The 16,243-nt window shown below is 34.9% G+C and carries 13 protein-coding genes; 1 reads left to right on the top strand and 12 read right to left on the bottom strand.

The annotated features are described in order from the left end of the window. Positions 1–188: 188 nt before the first annotated feature. The 12 genes from AC0L3Q_RS11875 to AC0L3Q_RS11820 form a co-directional block, all read right to left on the bottom strand. Positions 189–1,004: a prohibitin family protein gene (locus AC0L3Q_RS11875; RefSeq protein ID WP_073313199.1), complete on the bottom strand. Its 816-nt coding sequence runs from the start codon at positions 1,002–1,004 to the stop codon at positions 189–191. A 21-nt stretch (positions 1,005–1,025) separates the two neighbouring features. Then, positions 1,026–3,056 (bottom strand): VWA domain-containing protein, encoded by a 2,031-nt coding sequence (locus AC0L3Q_RS11870; RefSeq protein ID WP_473286750.1) that lies wholly within the window; start codon positions 3,054–3,056, stop codon positions 1,026–1,028. A gap of 38 nt (positions 3,057–3,094) precedes the next feature. Then, complete coding sequence (gene fabG / locus AC0L3Q_RS11865; protein WP_073313194.1) at positions 3,095–3,841, bottom strand: 3-oxoacyl-[acyl-carrier-protein] reductase; 747 nt, start codon at positions 3,839–3,841, stop codon at positions 3,095–3,097. A gap of 119 nt (positions 3,842–3,960) precedes the next feature. Then, positions 3,961–6,942, bottom strand: coding sequence for a M16 family metallopeptidase (locus AC0L3Q_RS11860; protein ID WP_473286749.1), 2,982 nt, complete (start codon positions 6,940–6,942; stop codon positions 3,961–3,963). A gap of 137 nt (positions 6,943–7,079) precedes the next feature. Beyond that, complete coding sequence (sucD, locus tag AC0L3Q_RS11855) at positions 7,080–7,952, bottom strand: succinate--CoA ligase subunit alpha (RefSeq protein ID WP_473286748.1); 873 nt, start codon at positions 7,950–7,952, stop codon at positions 7,080–7,082. A gap of 77 nt (positions 7,953–8,029) precedes the next feature. Further along, positions 8,030–8,437: a nuclear transport factor 2 family protein gene (locus AC0L3Q_RS11850; RefSeq protein WP_473286747.1), complete on the bottom strand. Its 408-nt coding sequence runs from the start codon at positions 8,435–8,437 to the stop codon at positions 8,030–8,032. Beyond that, positions 8,434–9,369, bottom strand: coding sequence for a UDP-3-O-(3-hydroxymyristoyl)glucosamine N-acyltransferase (locus AC0L3Q_RS11845; RefSeq protein ID WP_473286746.1), 936 nt, complete (start codon positions 9,367–9,369; stop codon positions 8,434–8,436). Before AC0L3Q_RS11845 ends, AC0L3Q_RS11850 begins: the two co-directional genes overlap by 4 nt. A 20-nt stretch (positions 9,370–9,389) precedes the next feature. Next, on the bottom strand, positions 9,390–9,956 hold the full coding sequence (gene efp, locus AC0L3Q_RS11840) for an elongation factor P (protein WP_073313180.1): 567 nt from the start codon (positions 9,954–9,956) through the stop codon (positions 9,390–9,392). A 28-nt stretch (positions 9,957–9,984) separates the two neighbouring features. Next, positions 9,985–10,767 carry an acyl-ACP--UDP-N-acetylglucosamine O-acyltransferase gene (gene lpxA / locus AC0L3Q_RS11835; protein WP_073313178.1) on the bottom strand — a complete coding sequence of 261 codons (783 nt, stop codon included), beginning with the start codon at positions 10,765–10,767 and terminating at the stop codon, positions 9,985–9,987. Positions 10,768–10,869: 102 nt separating this feature from the next. Beyond that, entirely contained in the window at positions 10,870–12,273 is a 1,404-nt protein-coding gene (locus AC0L3Q_RS11830) for a bifunctional UDP-3-O-[3-hydroxymyristoyl] N-acetylglucosamine deacetylase/3-hydroxyacyl-ACP dehydratase (protein WP_073313176.1), read from the bottom strand. After that, entirely contained in the window at positions 12,266–13,294 is a 1,029-nt protein-coding gene (gene lpxD / locus AC0L3Q_RS11825; protein ID WP_073313174.1) for a UDP-3-O-(3-hydroxymyristoyl)glucosamine N-acyltransferase, read from the bottom strand. Before lpxD ends, AC0L3Q_RS11830 begins: the two co-directional genes overlap by 8 nt. A gap of 24 nt (positions 13,295–13,318) precedes the next feature. Beyond that, positions 13,319–14,548, bottom strand: a complete 1,230-nt coding sequence (locus tag AC0L3Q_RS11820) for an HD domain-containing protein (protein WP_473286745.1) — start codon at positions 14,546–14,548, stop codon at positions 13,319–13,321. A gap of 144 nt (positions 14,549–14,692) precedes the next feature. Between AC0L3Q_RS11820 and porX the strand changes: the two genes are divergently transcribed. After that, positions 14,693–16,243, top strand: a complete 1,551-nt coding sequence (gene porX / locus AC0L3Q_RS11815; RefSeq protein WP_473286744.1) for a T9SS response regulator signal transducer PorX — start codon at positions 14,693–14,695, stop codon at positions 16,241–16,243.

Genomic DNA, 16,243 nt, shown 5'->3' with positions numbered 1-16,243 from the left:
ATTAATAAGTTGAGTTTATGGCTTAAAAGTAAAAGAATTACGGTAATTAACCAAATATTAACACCTTAAACCCCATTTCTTAACATATGAATTGCGAATTTAATAAAATAAGCGAATTAAAATCAGATATATTGAAAATAACAAAATTCAGTTATCAAATTGACAACTGAATTTTGTGTACTATATACCTACTGATTCCCCAAAATCAAAGGCATTCCGTCTTTTCCGGACCCTACCACTACTACCTTTGCATTAGGTGATTTGGAAAGTTCTAAAGTAGCCTGAATTCCTTTTTCTCTTAGAATTTTATCGGTAAGTGATTCATTCAAAATTCTGTTGGCTGTTGCTTTACCTTCAGCATCAATTTTTTGTCTTTCAGCCTCTTTTCTGGCTTTTTCTAGTCTAAACTCATACTCCAATGCTTCTTGCTCTTGCTTTAACTTTCTTTCTATCGCTTCTTTTATCGTAGGAGGTAAGGTTACATCACGAACCAAAACTTCATTAAGCTGTATGAATTGATTGCCTACAATCTTTTTGGTCTCCTCAAAAATTTCTTTTTGAATAGCATCTCTCTTGCTAGAATACAATTGTTCTGGAGTATATCTACCTACAACACTACGAGCAGCAGATCTAATTGTTGGTAACAGCACTCTATTTACATAATTCTCTCCCTTTTGCTGGTGTAATAGTCCCAATTTCTCATAATCAGGTTGGAACCACGCCGAAGCATCTAATTTAATCTCTAATCCATTAGATGATAATACTTGCATTTTCTCAAATACTTCTTGCTGTCTTACTTCATAAACAATCACTTTGTTCCATGGAGCTACCAAATGAAATCCTTCTCCTAATGGCGGCTTTTCTGTTACAACACCTCCTCCAAAAGTCTTATATAATACTCCAGCCTCTCCAGAACCAATAGTCACGGTAGACTTAGAAATAAAAACGATACTTAACACAATAAGGATTAAAATTGGCAATCCTATTTTTGGTAATTTTTCCATAATAATTTTGAGTTTTTAATTTTAAATGAGTCCGTTATACTTACGTGCAAACCATTCTATCCCTAGTAACAGGATGATAATGACCAAAAGATATTTCCAGTCAATTAAAGATACCACATTTTCTTTGCTTTTTTGAATAGGTTGATAACGTTGATCTTGAATTAAATCCTGAATTAATTTTTCGTTTTGCCCTATAAAGTATGACTTTCCATTAGTATTAGTAGCTACCTGCTTCAACTTTGTTACATCAGCATTCAAAAATTGTTGTTCTACATTATATTCTAACACTGTAAAACTTCCTGATCGCGAAATATTTTCTCCGGAAACAGCTACCGTAAAATCATAATTTCCAGCTTTCAGGTTACTCAAATCTACCTCGTACAAATTATTTTTTAGTAGCATCGGAATGGTTTGAGTCTCCTCGGTATCCTTATTTTTTAAACTTATTTGTAAGCTTCCTCTATTATCAAACTCGTAGTTCTTCGTAAAGTATTCTGCTTTGATCTTAATATTTGCATTACCATAGTAGAAGGATTCTGAAATGGTATTCAATCTACTTTTTGGTTTGTTTGTAGCCAAATATTGAATCAGCTTGGAAAAGAAATCGTCGAAACTCTCAAAGTCTTTGGTATCCAGAAAATTCTGAGCTCTCCATCTCCAAAAACCTTCTCCAAGAAGTATTGCTTCTCTAATACCATCTTCTTCTATAGTAGCCAGTAAAGGTTCCTCGGTTTGTATGCTCCCAATGGTACGATACAATAGTACATCGTGATTTGAAGAAATTCTAATCTCTCCAAAGTTACCAATCAACGGTGGATACCCTTCATAACCGATATCATCAAATAAAAAAGTACTATAATTAGGATTAAACCTCGGGATATAGTATTCTGTCTGCCGGGTGATCTCCTGATAGTACTTATTTTGTGTTTTGTTCAAAAATACCCAATCTGTTTTAGACCCTACAATAGTCAAATAATTCTTTCGAGCAGTACTTATTTTTTCGTAAACCCCTCTGAATCTACTATTGGGTTGATATAGAATAATTAACTGATAATCATCTATGTTTTTTACTTCAGATGTTCGCTGGATCGTAATGCTTCGTCTTTCATTACTTTCAACACTTTTTTTGATTGCGCCCAAATCAGGATGTACCATATCACTGATAAGCAATACATTGGTTTTTTGATCAATTACTTCAACCGCAAAGGCTTTGGCATTATTTACTTTGTTCTTTTCATTTTCTAAAGGAATCAATCTGGCATTGTATTGCACTACTCCAACTTGAGTAGCTGGCAAGGTAAAATTAAGAACTTTGGAGTTTTCTTCTTCTGTAAATGTGATATTTTGACTAAATACTACTGCATTCCCTAAAGATACTTGAAATCTGGAGGTCACGTCTTGATTTCCTGAATAGGTTAGTATAGCTTCTACCGGAAATTTATTTTTCAAATACGCATATCGATTGACATTTAACTGTGCAACTTTGGTATCTGTTACTATAATAGTATCCCCAACAATAACAGGATATACTTGTTGCTTATATCTAGAACTACTGTATTGATAATCTTTACCATACGTTTGATTTCCATCCGTTAGCAATATCGTTGGCGCAGTCGAACTTTTATAAATCTGACTTAAATCCTCCAGAGTTCTGGAAATATTCGTTTGTTTTCGATCAAAACTTAGCTGTAGAGAGTCTTTTAAATTATCAGAAAAAGAATAGTAATTAATATCAAAACGATCATTAATTTCCTTACTGTTTTTTATACGCTCTACAAAGGAGACGACCTGTTGTTCTTGTTTGAGATAAGCTATAGACGATGAATTATCTATAGCAACAACCAATTTTGGCTTTTCTGTAAAAAAGGTTTTTTTTCTGAAAGACGGATTGATCAACAACAATAAAATTGCAAACACACTTAAAAAACGTAAAAAAGCAAAGAATACACTCTTTTTGGTTGTACTCTTTGCTTTATATAAATACTGATATAACGATACAATCAAAGAGATTATAAAGGCCGCTATGATCAATAAAATTGTTTCTGTTTGCATTGAAAGACATTACAGTTCTTATCTTACCCTACTAATTTTTAGGTAAGCATTCCTCCATCCACATTTAACACCTGCCCTGTAACATAAGCACTTAGATCACTTGCTAAGTACAAGCATGTATTAGCAATATCCTCTGGAGTACCTCCTCTTTTTAAAGGAATAGCATTTCTCCATCCTTCTACTACCTTCTCATCCAGCTTTTGTGTCATTTCAGTTTCTATAAAACCAGGTGCCACCACATTACTTCTTATGTTTCTCGAACCTAACTCGAGTGCAACTGACTTAGAAAAGCCTATAATCCCGGCTTTTGAAGCCGCATAGTTTGCCTGTCCAGCATTTCCTTTTACACCAACAACCGAACTCATATTGATAATACTTCCTTTTCTTTGTTTAAGCATAGTACGCTGTACAGCTTTGGTCATATTAAAAACACTTTTCAGGTTTACTTCGATCACTTTATCAAAGTCTTCTTCTCCCATTCTCATCAATAAATTATCTTTGGTAATACCAGCATTATTGACAAGAACATCAATACTTCCAAAAGTTTCTAATACATCCTTTACCAACTCTTGCGCTTGCTCAAAATCAGCAGCATTACTTTGATATCCTTTTGCCTTAACTCCTAAATCGTTTAGTTCTTTTTCTAATATTTTGGCCGCTTCTACAGAAGAACTGTAGGTGAAAGCCACGTTTGCTCCATTTTGAGCAAAAACTTCAGCTATTCCTTTTCCTATACCACGAGTAGCCCCTGTAATAATTGCTGTTTTACCTTGTAAGAGATTCATTAGCGCTATAAAATTTTGTTGTTTATATATTGTGATATCAAATATAAGAATTACAAACTGCTGACCAAGAATAAACCCCGCGTTTTATCACGGGGTTTACAATATATAATGCAATGATATTATAATTTAATATCTTCTTTTTTCTTCTCGTAATTAAATAAGAAATCAACATCCATTTCCTGAACTTTTCCAAGTTTTGAAAGCGCTTTCATATCTACATCTTTCTTATTACCAATCACTAACACATTATATGTCTCCCCGCTAATGTTTTCATTAAAGAATTTTTTCAGATCTTCAAGAGTCATATTTTTGATGGTGTTATACATCTCCTCACGATTATCGTTATCAATACCTCTTTTCTTAAGACCTTCATAACTCCAGAAAATATTAGATTTTGTAATTCTCTCTGCAGCAATTTTCTTTAGTGTTGCTTCTTTTGCAGCATTAAATTGCTTTTCTGCTTCTGGCATATTGGTCATTAAATCCATCATTGCATCCACGGCCTCAGGCATTTTATTCGCTTGTGTACCGATGTACGCATAGATATAGTTAGATTTATCTTTCTCTGATGCGTTGGAATAGGCAGAGAACGCTGAATATGCTAATGATTTGGATTCTCTAATCTCCTGGAAAACAATAGAAGACAAACCACTACCAAAATAGGAATTGAAAAGTCTGGAAGCAGCTAGTTTTGATGGGTCAAATTGTGATCCTTTGGCTAAGAATACCATTTCACTTTGCACCATATCATAATCTACAAAGTATACATTTCCTCCCGTTTCTTTTTCCAGATAGGTTGTTTCTTCTGGGTAATCTGCAAGATCTCCATTCAAAACATGGTTTTTATTCAATGAAGCAATTGCCGCATCGATATCTTTACCATAATAGAAAATACGATGTTTAAACCCTTTGAGTTCTTTTACCTTTGTTACTAATTCATTTGGATCTATTTCTTGTAGTTCTGCGATGGTATAAATATTACGTAAAGCAGAGTTATCTCCATAAATACCGTAGTTCATCAAACCATTCCACAAGATATTTCCTTTTTGAGTTTTATTATCATCGCGAGACTTCGCTATTTTATCAACATATTTATTATATGTTTCCTGATCTGCGACTGCATTACCCCATAGGTGCTCAAGAAGTGCTAAACCAGCATCTAGATTCTCTTTAAGTCCAGACAATCCTACATAAGTGATATCAGAACCAGCACTTACATAATAATTAATCCCCAACTTATAAAACTCTTTCTTAAGCTCATCTGGAGAATATTTATCAGTACCTAAATAATCCAGGTACCCAGCAGCAAGAGAGGCTTTTCGGTCATTATCTTTACCCATATCAAAAATGATATTTAAACTAAACAAATCATTGTTTGGGTTTTCGATATACGAAACGTCTAAACCATTCTCTGTATTCGATTGCTTGATCGCTGTTTTATAATCAATAAACTTTGGCTGTAATGGAGATGTTTTAATCTCGTAGAAATCAGAAACAAACTTAGATTGTTTATCTCTGTTCAGCTCAACCGGAGTGATTCCAGGGTTTTCAACCTTCGTAACATTTTTATCCTCTCCTTTGCGCTTATAAGTCACTACGTAGTTATCCTTATAAAATTTATTTGCAAAATCTACTAATTCTTGCTTAGTAATTTTTTTAAGATCATCAAGGAACTTTACTCTATCTTCCCAATTTTGATGGTGAATAAAGGCATTATAATACGCACTTGCCAGAGCTGTATTATTCTCGTACTCTTGTGTTTGCGATAGTTTTAAGTCATTAATCACAGCAGACATCATCCAATCCTCGAACTCTCCTTTCTTTAGCTTTTCTATTTCTCCTAGAATCAAATCCTTTACTTCATCCAAAGTTTGTCCATTTTTTGGTGTACCACTAAACCTATGGAAACCATAATCATTTTGAAACAATGGAGAACAACCTGCATTTTGCACCATTTGCTTTTGATTCAAATTTAAATCTATAAGTCCTGCTTTTCCATTGGTTAAAATCATATCTGCCATAGTAAGCAGTTTTTCTTCTTCAGAACCAATCCCTTCAGATCTATATGCAATAGCAACATTTTCTGAGGTTGGTCCAAACACTTCTTTAACGACAGGGCTTGTAATCGGTTGTTCTTTTGGCAAGACAGGATGCGCTACCTCTTTTTTCTCATAGGCTCCAAAAGCATCATTTACTTTTTTAATAGTTTCATCAAAATCTATATCACCCACCAATACTACTGCCATATTATTAGGCACATAATATTTATTGAAGTAATCATGGATAGCAACCATAGAAGGGTTCTTCAAGTGATCAGAAGTCCCGATGGTTCTTTGTTGTCCATAAGGGTGATTAGGAAACAACCCTTCCAGAGTGGCATAATATGATTTTCTAAAGTCGTTATCCTGTGTTCTATTAAATTCTTCATAAACCGCTTCAAGTTCTGTATGGAACAAACGTAATACCAATTGGCTGAAACGCTCACTCTCTACTTTAAGCCATTTATCCAATTCATTTACCGGAATTTTATTTTTATATACGGTTTCTTCAAACCAAGTATGCGCGTTAGTTCCCTGAGCTCCCAAAGAACTAATCATTTTATCATATTCGTTAGATATCGCAATTTTTGAAGCTTCAAGAGAGACTTCATCAATTTTCTTATAAATCGCTTTCTTCTTTTCAGGATCAGATTCCTTTTTATGTTCTTCATACAAATCTGAAATCTGATCAAGCAGCACTTTTTCCTTTGCAAAATCCTGCGTTCCTATTTCATCAGTACCTTTAAAAACCATATGCTCCAAATAATGAGCAAGTCCTGTGGTCTCTTTAGGATCATAATTAGATCCAGCACGTACAGCAATGTAGGTCTGAATTTTTGGCTCTTCTTCGTTTTTTGCCAAATACACTTTCATCCCATTGTCCAAAGTATACAACCTTAGACCTGTTGGGTCGTTAGACACGGTTTCATAATTAAAACCAGCGTTATCAGTATGTTGTTCCGTCTTGATAACATCTGATGTATCCGTTTTTGTTGATGAATCTTTACAATTGCTCAGCAGTAAAACAAAGAGCAATAGTAGCATAGATTTAAAAATCTTCATAAATAATTATTTAGTTTGATTTGTAGTTAACTAAGAGACGTGAAATATACAAACACGTTACAGTTTTCTTAAATTATGTTCAATAAAAAACCTCTTGAACATAAATCCAAGAGGTTTTGTAATTATTTAACAGCTGCTTAGCCTAATACTTCAGCAACTTTTTTACCAATTTCCGCTGGTGAATCCACTACATGGATACCACACTCTCTCATGATTGCTTTCTTGGCTGCAGCAGTATCTTCACTACCTCCAACGATAGCTCCCGCATGTCCCATCGTACGTCCCGCTGGTGCAGTTTCTCCAGCAATAAATCCTACGATTGGTTTTTTAGTTCCACTTTCTTTAATCCATCTTGCAGCATCCGCTTCCAGCTGTCCACCTATTTCTCCAATCATTACAACACATGCTGTATCTGGATCATTAACTAGTAATTCTACCGCTTCTTTTGTAGTGGTACCAATAATTGGATCTCCTCCGATACCAATAGCAGTAGTAATTCCTAATCCCTGTTTTACTACCTGATCAGCAGCTTCATAGGTTAATGTACCTGACTTAGAAACGATACCAACATTTCCTTCCTTGAAAACAAAACCTGGCATAATTCCTACTTTGGCCTCACCTGGAGTAATCACTCCCGGACAGTTTGGACCAATCAATCTACAATCCTTATCTTTTATATAATTTGCAGCTGTTATCATATCAGCTACAGGAATACCTTCTGTAATAGTAATGATTACTTTTATCCCAGCATCTGCAGCTTCCATAATCGCATCTGCAGCAAATGCAGGTGGTACAAATATAATAGTAGTATCAGCTCCTACTTCTTTAACAGCTTCTTCTACTGTATTAAATACAGGTTTATCCAAGTGAGTTTGCCCTCCTTTTCCTGGAGTAACTCCTCCTACAATATTTGTTCCGTATTCAATCATTTGACCGGCGTGAAATGTACCTTCACTACCTGTAAATCCTTGAACAATAATCTTCGAATCTTTATTTACTAAAACACTCATTGCGTTATGATTTTTTTATTGCTTTTTAAAGTTCCAAAAGTAAGCTTTTGAACACTATCGTTAAAATGAAAATGAAATTATTTTGAAAGAAAAGATTTCATACTTTCGGGAGTATTATCCCCTTGTTGACTTATTTGATATCCTCGATACAACTTATCATCTTTGAGTTCCCAAATTGTAATAAAATGAGCTATAGCTTCTTCTTTGTCAGGGTCTTCTATAGTCTTTGCAAAATATGTATAGCGAATTGTCACCTTATCATCTTCTGCCAACAAATGGCTGATCTCACATCTGAAGGTCTCAAAAGATGCTGCCATCTCGCTAAACATCATCTTGATATCGTTAAAATTCTTCTTGTTAAAACCAAAACTACTGTTCCAAAATAGTTCAATTTCCGGGTGTAGAAATTCAGAAAAAACTTCTGAGCTATGTATTAAATCCGTTTCATAAAAAGACCTTACAATGTCTTTTGCCTTTGTATTCATTTAGTATTCAATTTTTCTATTAAATCAGGTACTTGTCGTATAGCAGCAATTTCTTTGTATTTTTTTCTGAAATCATCAGCTGGTGTACCAAAATAACTTTTCTTTCCTTCGAGTGATTTACTTACCCCAGATTGTGCAGAAATTATTGCTTTTGTACCTATGGTGATCCCACTGGTCACTCCTACTTGTCCCCACATCGTTACTTCATCTTCAACAACAACACAACCTGCAATCCCTACTTGTGAAGCAATTAAGCATTTTTTACCAATAACTGTATCATGTCCAATATGCACCTGATTATCAATTTTGGTTCCTTCTTTTATGGTAGTATCTCCGGTTACTCCTTTATCTATAGTACACAGAGCGCCTATATCTACATTATCCTCTACTACTACTCTACCCCCAGAGATCAATTTATCAAATCCTTCCGGACGATTTTTATAATAAAAAGCATCTCCTCCCAACACGGATCCTGCATGAATAGTAACATTATCACCTATAACTGTATGATCATACAAACTAACATTGCTATGAATCAAACAATTTTCTCCAATAACCACATGATTCCCTACAAAAGCTCCAGGTTGTACAATGCTTCCTTTTCCTATCTTGGCAGTTGGTGAAATCTGAGCACTTGCCTTTTCGAATGGTTTAAAATACTTAGTAAGAATATTGAAATCTCTAAACGGATCGTCTGATATTAATAATGCCTTTCCTTCGGGACACGCTACCTTTTTATTAATAAGCACTATAGTAGCTGCACTTTGCAAAGCTTTATCATAATACTTCGGATGATCTACAAAAACAATATCCCCTGGTGTAACCACATGGATCTCATTCATTCCCAGTACTGGAAACTCTGGATCACCAATAAATTCTGAAGATATAATAGTAGCTATCTGCTCTAGGGTATGGGCTTGAGGAAATTTCATTATTCAGATACGAATATTACTTACTCTTTAATTCTTTCTTTATAGGTACCCTTTTCGGTTTCAATCTTAATCTTATCACCTTCATTGATAAACAATGGCACCATTACTTCTGCTCCTGTTTCTACAGTTGCTGGTTTAGTAGCATTGGTAGCAGTATTTCCTTTTACTCCTGGCTCTGTAGCAGTTACTTCCAAAATGACACTAGCTGGCATTTCTACAGACAATGGCATTTGATCTTCAGAATTGATAATAACCGTCACTACTTCTCCTTCTTTCAATAATCCAGGAGCATCCAAGGTAGACTTTTCAAGCGTAATTTGGTTATAATCCTCTGTGTTCATAAAGTGATAAGTATCTCCTTCTGCATATAAATACTGAAACTTGTGAGTTTCAACTCTTACATCTTCAATCTTATGCCCCGCAGAAAATGTGTTGTCAATTACTTTTCCTGTAGTCACACTTTTTAGCTTAGTTCTTACAAATGCCGGACCTTTTCCTGGTTTAACATGTAAAAATTCGATGATTTTATAAATATCATTGTTATACTTTATACAAAGTCCATTTCTAATATCACTTGTACTTGCCATTATCTAGTATTCTTTAATTTTTGTATTACTAATTCGAGAAATATCCTTTCATGATTCCTCGCTGAGAATTCTTAACGAATTCTAATATTTCATCACGCTCTGACGTTGCTTCCATTTCCGCTTCTATAATAGCAACAGCCTGAGAGTTGTTGTAATTTCCTTGATATAAGATTCTATATATGTTCTGAATTTCTCTAATTTTTTCAGTACTGAAACCTCTTCGTCTCAAACCGATTGAGTTAATCCCAACGTAGGATAATGGTTCGCGAGCTGCTTTAACAAAAGGCGGCACATCTTTTCTTACCAAAGACCCTCCCGTTACAAAAGCATGGTTACCTATACTACAGAACTGCTGAACTGCTGCCATTCCTGCCAGCACTACATGATCCCCGACTGATATATGACCAGCCAAAGTACTATTGTTTGAAAAAATACAATTATCTCCAACAATACAATCATGAGCAATATGACAATAGGCCATAATCCAACAATTGTTTCCTATTTTGGTTTTCATTCTATCTGTAGTACCTCTATTAATGGTAACACATTCTCTTATCGTAGTATTATCACCAATCTCGGTAATGGTATCCTCATCATTAAACTTCTTATCCTGAGGGATAGCAGAAATTACAGCCCCAGGAAAAATACTACAGTTCTTTCCTATTCGTGCACCTTCCATAATGGTTACATTAGAACCTATCCAAGTCCCTTCTCCTATAACTACATTATTATGAATTGTAGTAAAAGGCTCAATTACCACATTTTTCGCAATCTTCGCTCCGGGATGAACATATGCTAAAGGTTGATTCATCAGTTTTGGTTTATTTTATATACATCAAATGTAATGTGTATTCAACTATTCTAGATCCACAAGATTACTAAACTTATGGATAATTCTCTTTTAAATTATTAATTATTTTGATTTTACGATTTGTGCCATCAACTCTGCCTCGGTAACTAACCTACCATTGGCATAAGCAAAACCTTGCATATGACAGATACCTCTTCGGATAGGAGTTATCAGCTCTAATTTAAAAATCAATGTATCGCCTGGCAATACCTGTTGTTTAAACTTTACCTTATCAATCTTCATAAAGTAGGTAAGGTAGTTTTCGGGGTCAGGAACCGTGCTTAATGCCAAAATACCTCCGGTTTGCGCCATAGCTTCTACCTGTAATACCCCAGGCATTACCGGTGCTCCAGGAAAGTGCCCCACGAAGAAAGGTTCATTCATGGTTACATTCTTTAACCCTACTACATGTTTGTCCGACATTTCCAAAATACGATCTATCAACAAAAACGGAGGTCTATGCGGAAGCATATCCATAATTTTATTGATATCCATAAAAGGTTCTTTGGACAAATCAAATTGAGGTACTTTATTCCTTTTTTCAATCTTGATGATCTTGGAAAGCTTTTTGGCAAACTGCGTATTTACAAAATGTCCAGGTTTATTTGCGATTACTTTTCCGCGAATTCTAGTACCAATAAGCGCTAAATCTCCTATTACATCCAATAATTTGTGCCTTGCTGCCTCATTTGGATAGTGTAATGTAAGATTATCCAGAATGCCATTAGGCTTGATTGCAATCGAATCTTTACCAAAAGCTACTTTTAGCTTTTCCATGGTTTCTGGACTTAGTTCTTTATCTACATAAACAATAGCATTATTAAGATCTCCTCCTTTGATCAAACCATGCTCCAGTAACATTTCCAGTTCATGCAAGAAACTAAATGTTCTGGCATCAGCTATTTCCTTTTTAAAATCAGATAAATGCTTAAGAGATGCATTTTGTGTTCCTAATACCTTAGTCCCAAAATCCACCATTGTAGTCACCTGATACTCATCTGAAGGCATTACAATGATCTCACTTCCTGATTCTTCATCGGTATAAGAAATCACATCCTTAACGATATACTCTTCTCGTTCTGCCTCTTGTTCTACAATACCAGCCTTCTCTAGAGCTTCAATGAAAAACTTACTTGATCCGTCCATAATAGGAGGCTCAGAAGCGTCTAACTCAATTAAAAGGTTATCGATTTCGAGTCCAACACAAGCGGCCAAAACATGCTCTGAAGTTTGGATACTTACTCCGTTTTTTTCCAGATTAGTACCTCGTTGGGTATTTACCACATAGTTGGCATCAGCTTCGATCACAGGGCTGCCTTCGAGATCAATTCTGCAAAATGCGTATCCGTGATTTTCTGGTGCAGGTTTAAAAGTAAGGGTAACTTCTTTTCCTGTATGTAAACCTACTCCGGTAAGTTTAATTTCCTCTTTAATGGTTCTTTGCTTACTCACAACAATGTCACTCATTATCGTTTATCTTTTTCTCTAATTTGTATACTCTATCTACGATCTTTGGGAGATTCTTGAAATGTACATAAGACTTGTTATAGTCCGAATATCCTAAGGCAGGAGAACCTTGTATTGCTTCTCCATCTTTGATATTTCTACCTATTCCAGATTGTGCTTGTATTCGTACGCCATTACCAATATTAAGGTGACCAGCAATACCTACTTGTCCCCCAATAAGACAATTTTTTCCAATTTTTGTCGAACCTGCAATTCCTGTTTGTGCAGCTATTGCGGTATGTTCTCCTATCTCGACGTTATGTGCGATCTGAATTTGATTATCCAGCTTTACTCCTTTTCTTATAACAGTAGAACCTAAGGTGGCTCTATCTATGGTAGTTCCTGCACCTACGTCTACATTATCTTCAATAATCACATTTCCTGTTTGAGGCACCTTGCTATATTCTCCCTTTTCATTGGGCGTAAAACCAAATCCATCGGCTCCAACAATGGCGCCACTATGGATTACACAATTATTCCCAATAATCGTTTCAGAATAAATTTTGGCACCAGCAAATACGACAACATCATCTCCAATAGTCACATTATCTCCTATATACACATTAGGAAATATTTTGGCGTTCTTACCAATGGTTACGTTTTCTCCCAAATAAGAAAATGCTCCAAAGTAAATATTCTCTCCATATTTGGCAGTTTCTGAAATAAAACTAGGTTGCTCTATCCCAGTTTTATTCATCTTTACCATGTTGTAATATTCTAATAATTGAGAAAATGCTTTGTACGCATCATCTACGCGAATCAATGTTGTTTTGATGTCAGATTCAGCTTCAAAAGTCTTATCGACTATAGTGATGGAAGCATCTGTAGAATAAATAAACTGGGTGTATTTGGGGTTGGCTAAAAAGGTCAGAGACCCTTTAGTACCCTCTTCTATTTTAGCTAGTTTTGATACCTCAACAGATTCATCTCCTTCAATTTCTCCGTTTAAGATACCTGCAATTTGTGTGGCTGTAAAAATCATTCTAGCAAAAGTATAAAAAATGTGTTAATGTTTGTACTTCGGAGAGCACATAAAATATTTAGTTACAGGTTTAGATAGGGCTTCTAAGTTATACTCATCTGTAGCTTTCACAATATCAACTACTTTCCTTGATTTGTATAAAATATTAATATTTTGTTTGTTTTGATGATAGGCCTGATTCGTAATAGTTCCTCCAAAAACAAAATAACGTGCCTCGGCGTCAGAAATTTTATACGCTTGTTTGAATTTTTCGATTTGTTTTTCCTTTTTCTCATTATCAAAAGGCTTCTTTTTGATTTTAATTTTCAACAAATCCCTATTGATGATCATAGCGGATAATGTACGCAACACAAAATCTTCAGAAGACATCCACTCTTTCATTGCTGAAACTACATCATAATCATCTAGTCTAGCAAAAGTCTCTAATACATCTTCGGTAAAATTATCGGCAGTGATTTTATTCTGCAAAAAGAACTTCAACGCTTTACTCGCTTCAAGCTCTACTCCATCATCCACCAATTCCTTTGCTCTTTGCAATACTCTTATCAATACATTTTCGGCAACAATACTGGTCTTGTGCAAATACACCTGCCAATACATCAACCTACGAGCTAACAAAAACTTTTCTACGGAGTAAATTCCTTTTTCTTCGATCATCAATTCATCGTTAACCACGGTAAGCATAGTGATCAAACGTTCACTATTAATATTACCCTCGGCAACACCAGTATAAAAACTATCACGTTTCAGATAATCCAAACGATCCATATCCAACTGGCTAGATATCAATTGGTGTAAAAATTTACGATGATACTCTCCTTTAAAAATTTGAATCGCTAACGTTAAACTCCCGTTAAATTCTTCGTTGATTTTCTCCATAAACATCAACGAAATAGATTCGTGATTGATCTCATTTACGATACTATGCTCCATCGCATGCGAAAATGGGCCATGACCAATATCATGCAAAAGTATCGCCACATATAATCCCTCTTCTTCTTCTTCAGAAATGCTAACTCCCTTAAAACGAAGAACTCTTACCGCTTTTTGCATCAAATACATACAACCCAAAGCATGGTGAAAACGAGTATGGTGGGCACCAGGATATACCAAATACGATAAACCCATTTGAGAAATTCTGCGAAGTCGTTGGAAATATTTATGCTCTATAAGATCAAAAATTAGTTCATTCGGTATGGTAATAAAACCGTAAATTGGGTCGTTTAATATTTTGAGCTTATTTCTTTTTTTCAAGTTTATTTTACTTTTATGAAAGCAAATATACATATATGGCAATCATATAAAGCACTTCCTATAAATTTTAAGTAATAAGTTTATTCAAAAAAGGAACAAAAAAATTATATTAACAGATAATTAATCAAATAAATAATACGATTGATGAGTAAGATAAAGATATTGTGGGTGGATGATGAAATTGATTTACTAAAACCACATATACTATTTCTGGAGCAGAAAAATTATGAGGTTACAAAATGTCAAAGTGGTACCGAAGCATTAGATATATTAGATGACGATAATTTTGATATCATTTTTTTGGATGAAAATATGCCAGGATTATCAGGAATAGAAACGCTTTCTGAAATCAAAGAAAAGAAAGATAGTATTCCTGTAGTTATGATCACCAAGAGTGAAGAAGAATATATTATGGAAGAAGCAATCGGAAGTAAGATTGCTGATTATTTGATAAAGCCGGTTAATCCTAACCAGATTCTTTTAAGTTTAAAAAAGAACTTAGACAATTCCAGGTTAGTTTCTGAAAAAACAACGGCCAATTACCAACAAGAGTTTAGAAAAATAGCTATGGATATGGCCATGGTCAACTCTTTTGAAGAATGGTCAGATCTCTACCAAAGACTTTTATACTGGGAATTACAATTGGAAGACATTGAGGATACAGGAATGTTCGAAATTCTGGAATCACAGAAAACCGAGGCTAATTCTCAATTCTTCAAATTTATCGACAAAAATTATAGAGATTGGTTCAGCGGCCATGACGATGCACCTGTAATGTCACATACTTTGTTCAAAGAAATGGTTGTTCCTGAGATAAGCAAAAGTCAGCCTACTCTATTGGTTGTTATTGATAATCTAAGGTACGACCAATGGAAAGCGTTTGAGCCGATCATAAACAATTATTACAAAAAAGAGCAAGAGATATCCTATTTCAGTATCCTACCAACCGCTACGCAATATGCGCGAAATGCCATTTTCTCTGGATTAATGCCTTCAGAAATGAAAAAGAGACATCCTGACCTTTGGCTGGATGATACCGATGAAGGTGGAAAAAACATGAATGAAAATGAATTTTTGACCGCTCAGTTACAACGTTTGGGATTAGATATCAAACACGAATACTACAAGATTACCAACGAAAGATCCGGAAAGACTCTTGCTGCCAATTTTAAAGGTTTAAAGGACAACGATCTAACCGTGGTAGTATACAATTTTGTGGATATGCTCTCCCATAGTAAAACCGAGATGGAAGTTATCAAAGAATTAGCATCTAATGATAAATCGTATCGATCTCTCACTCAAAGTTGGTTTAAGAATTCTCCTTTACTGGAAATGATACAACAAGCACAACAACTTGGATTTAAACTTCTGATTACTACGGATCACGGTACAATTAATGTAAAGAATCCTTCAAAAGTAATCGGAGACAAAAACACCAGTTTAAATCTGCGATACAAGACAGGAAAAAGCTTAACTTATGAACAGAGGGAAGTTCTTGAAGCTACCAATCCAAAAGAAATCCATTTACCTTCTATAAATGTGAGTAGTTCTTTTATTTTTGCCAAAGGAGATTATTTCTTTGCGTACCCTAATAATTACAATCATTACGTAAGTTATTATCGCAATACGTACCAGCATGGTGGGGTATCGCTAGAAGAAATGATCATACCATTTGCTGTGTTAAATCCCAGATAA

The sequence above is a fragment of the Aquimarina sp. KJ22-3 genome (genome assembly GCF_055808215.1).
This window is presented reverse-complemented; position numbering and strand designations above follow the sequence as displayed.

What these genes read in the sequence shown, in the direction of transcription:
- AC0L3Q_RS11875 (WP_073313199.1), bottom strand. Translation starts at nt 1,004, where the DNA reads ATGGAAAAATTACCAAAAATAGGATTGCCAATTTTAATCCTTATTGTG.
- AC0L3Q_RS11870 (WP_473286750.1), bottom strand. Translation starts at nt 3,056, where the DNA reads ATGCAAACAGAAACAATTTTATTGATCATAGCGGCCTTTATAATCTCT.
- fabG (WP_073313194.1), bottom strand. Translation starts at nt 3,841, where the DNA reads ATGAATCTCTTACAAGGTAAAACAGCAATTATTACAGGGGCTACTCGT.
- AC0L3Q_RS11860 (WP_473286749.1), bottom strand. Translation starts at nt 6,942, where the DNA reads ATGAAGATTTTTAAATCTATGCTACTATTGCTCTTTGTTTTACTGCTG.
- sucD (WP_473286748.1), bottom strand. Translation starts at nt 7,952, where the DNA reads ATGAGTGTTTTAGTAAATAAAGATTCGAAGATTATTGTTCAAGGATTT.
- AC0L3Q_RS11850 (WP_473286747.1), bottom strand. Translation starts at nt 8,437, where the DNA reads ATGAATACAAAGGCAAAAGACATTGTAAGGTCTTTTTATGAAACGGAT.
- AC0L3Q_RS11845 (WP_473286746.1), bottom strand. Translation starts at nt 9,369, where the DNA reads ATGAAATTTCCTCAAGCCCATACCCTAGAGCAGATAGCTACTATTATA.
- efp (WP_073313180.1), bottom strand. Translation starts at nt 9,956, where the DNA reads ATGGCAAGTACAAGTGATATTAGAAATGGACTTTGTATAAAGTATAAC.
- lpxA (WP_073313178.1), bottom strand. Translation starts at nt 10,767, where the DNA reads ATGAATCAACCTTTAGCATATGTTCATCCCGGAGCGAAGATTGCGAAA.
- AC0L3Q_RS11830 (WP_073313176.1), bottom strand. Translation starts at nt 12,273, where the DNA reads ATGAGTGACATTGTTGTGAGTAAGCAAAGAACCATTAAAGAGGAAATT.
- lpxD (WP_073313174.1), bottom strand. Translation starts at nt 13,294, where the DNA reads ATGATTTTTACAGCCACACAAATTGCAGGTATCTTAAACGGAGAAATT.
- porX (WP_473286744.1), top strand. Translation starts at nt 14,693, where the DNA reads ATGAGTAAGATAAAGATATTGTGGGTGGATGATGAAATTGATTTACTA.